The organism is Phenylobacterium sp., assembly GCF_020253645.1.
GTDB lineage: Bacteria > Pseudomonadota > Alphaproteobacteria > Caulobacterales > Caulobacteraceae > Phenylobacterium.
In genome coordinates this window covers 1-2,526 of sequence record NZ_JADCBG010000137.1, presented here as the reverse complement: position 1 = coordinate 2,526, position 2,526 = coordinate 1, and the positions used below count along the sequence as shown (strand labels likewise).

Below are 2,526 nucleotides of genomic sequence, written 5' to 3'. Positions count from 1 at the left end.
TTCCAGCCGCTTCCCGGCAATCTGCCCGACCCCCTGGCCCAGCGGTATCACGGGCATCAGTTCCGGGTTTACAACCCGGATCTCGGGGATGGCCGGGGCTTTACCTTCGCCCAGCTGCGCGAGGCCGGCTCCGGCCGCCTCCTCGACCTCGCCACCAAGGGATCCGGCGTCACGCCCTGGTCGCGCAGTGGAGACGGACGACTGACCCTCAAGGGCGGCGTGCGCGAGGTGTTGGCGGCGGGCATGCTCGAGGCCCTGGGCGTTCCCACCTCCCGCGCCTTCTCCCTTATTGAAACGGGCGAGGACCTGGTGCGGCAGGACGAGCCGAGCCCCACGCGCTCTGCGGTCCTGGTCCGGCTCAGCCACAGCCACATCCGGTTCGGCACCTTCCAGAGGCCGGCGGCCCTGGAGCGCCCGGACCTGGTCCGCAGGCTGGTGGACTACACCCTGGAGCTCTACTTCCCCGCCAGGGTGGGGGAGGCTGATCCCGGCGCGGCCCTGCTGGACGAGGCCTGCCGGGGCGCCGCCCGCCTGACCGCCGCCTGGATGGCCGCAGGGTTCGTGCATGGGGTCCTGAACACCGACAACATGAACATCACCGGGGAGAGCTTCGACTACGGGCCTTACCGGTTCCTGCCGCACAGCGATCCCAACTTCGTGGCCGCCTATTTCGACCATGCGGGCCTCTACAGCTTTGGCCGCCAGCCGGAGGCCGTCTTCTGGAACCTGCGCCAGCTGGCGGGATGTCTCCTGATGGCTGGGTCGCCCGAGGACGCGCTGGTGGAGGTTCTGAATGGCTTTGGAGATCTCTATCGGGAGGCGCTGGCCCGGGCGGTGGTGCGTCGCCTGGGCCTGACCTTCCGGGGGGGTGGTTCGGACGCCCGGCTGGTCAGCGCCGCCTTCGCCGCCCTGGCCGCGGGTGGTGCGGAGATCCGCTGGGAGCCGTTCTTCTTCGACTGGTTCTGCGGCGACGAGGCCCGGGCCCTCGCCGGCCCCAGGGGAGAGATCTATCGCAGGCCGGAGTTCGAGGACCTTCGCCGAGAGGTGGCCGGGGCTGAGCCAGACCGTCCTGAGCGGCTGGATCACCCTGTCTTCCGGCGCGAGTCGCCGGTCGAACTCCTCATCGACCGCATCGAGGCGATCTGGGCGCCCATCGCCGCCTCGGATGACTGGTCCCTCTTCAACGCCGCCATGGCGGAGATCGAGGAGGCCAGGACAGCCTGGGGGCTTCAGCCGGGCTGAGCGGCCGGGCGCGCCGCCCGCTGGGCCAGGATGACCCCGGTCAGGGCGATGGCGCCGCCCAGCATCTGGCCGGGTCCGAAGACCTCTCCGAAGAGCAACCAGCCCAGGACCGTCGCCACCACCGGCTGGACCAGGACGACCACCGAGGTGACCGAGGCGGGCAGCCGGCCCAGCGCCCAGGCGATGGCGCCCTGTCCGGTGACGTGCATGATCCCAAGACCCACGCAGGCGGCCCAGCCGCCGGGCGTCGCCGGCATCAGGCGTTCGCCCAGCAGGCCTGAAGCCGCCAGAAGCAGGGGCGCGGCGGTGAGGCTGGACCAGAACATGACCTGGGCGGCGCCCCGGGTCCGCCGGGCGTTCTGAACCGCCAGGAAGTAGAGGGCGTACCAGACGGCCGTCATGGCCGAGAAGGCGTCTCCAAGGGCAGGGTTGACCCCCGGCAGGCCCGGGTCGCGCGCCAGGGTCATGAGGCAGGCGCCGCCAATCGCCAGGGCGACCGCGGCCAGGAAGAGGGGGCGGACCCTCTCGCGAAAGACAAGCCAGGCCACGCCCGTCACGATCACCGGCGTCAGGTTGGACAGGATGGTCGCCTTGGCCACGGAGGTCAGGGCGATTCCGTAGTGCCAGAAGGCCAGGGCCAGCGCGAAGGCGGCCCCGGCGAGCCCGAGCACCCATCCCGGCGGACCGATGCCTCCGCTTTCCCGCCGCGCGAGCAGGGCCAGCAGGGGCAGGGCGAAGAGCATGCGCCAGAACCCGACCGCGGCGGGCCCGGCGTCGGCCAGGCGTACGAGGATGGGGGCGAGGCCGATGATGCAGGCGCCGGCGACGAGAACGATCATGGCGGTGCGGCGTTCCGCGCCGCCGCTCTCAGTGATCTCCGTCAAGGTCGAGCTCCGCGATAAGCCGGTCCGGGCTGACGCCCAGTTCGCGAAGCGCCTGCAGGGTCTCCGCACGATCCCGCTTGGCGTAGCGCTTTCCGTCGGGTCCGACCAGCAGTCGGTGGTGTCGATAGACGGGCTCTGGCAATCCAAGCAGGACCTGGAGCAATCTCTGGACGTGGGTCGCTGCGAAGAGGTCGCAGCCACGGACCACCGTCGTGACCTTCTGGAAGGCGTCGTCCACGACCACGGCGAGGTGGTAGGCTACGCCTATGTCCCTGCGGGCCAGGACAATATCCCCCGCCGAGTCCGTCTGGGCGATCTGGCGCCCGGTCTCACCCGCAGGTCCCGCCCCGGTCGCGAGGAAGCTGAGGGGACCCGAGCGTTCCGCCGCCGCACGGACGTC

General features: G+C 70.9%; 3 protein-coding genes. 1 reads left to right on the top strand and 2 read right to left on the bottom strand.

Features of this window, described 5'->3' with window-relative positions; all coding sequences use genetic code 11:
- On the top strand, positions 1-1,242 hold a 1,242-nt coding region (locus tag INE98_RS09460; protein ID WP_293538483.1), incomplete at its 5' end, for a protein adenylyltransferase SelO family protein.
- Here the strand turns inward: INE98_RS09460 and INE98_RS09455 are convergent.
- Positions 1,230-2,126: a DMT family transporter gene (locus INE98_RS09455; protein ID WP_293538481.1), complete on the bottom strand. Its 897-nt coding sequence runs from the start codon at positions 2,124-2,126 to the stop codon at positions 1,230-1,232. The genes INE98_RS09460 and INE98_RS09455 overlap by 13 nt on opposite strands.
- Positions 2,110-2,526: glutamate--tRNA ligase family protein (locus INE98_RS09450; protein ID WP_293538479.1), on the bottom strand; the 417-nt coding region annotated here is incomplete at its 5' end. The genes INE98_RS09455 and INE98_RS09450, both read right to left, overlap by 17 nt.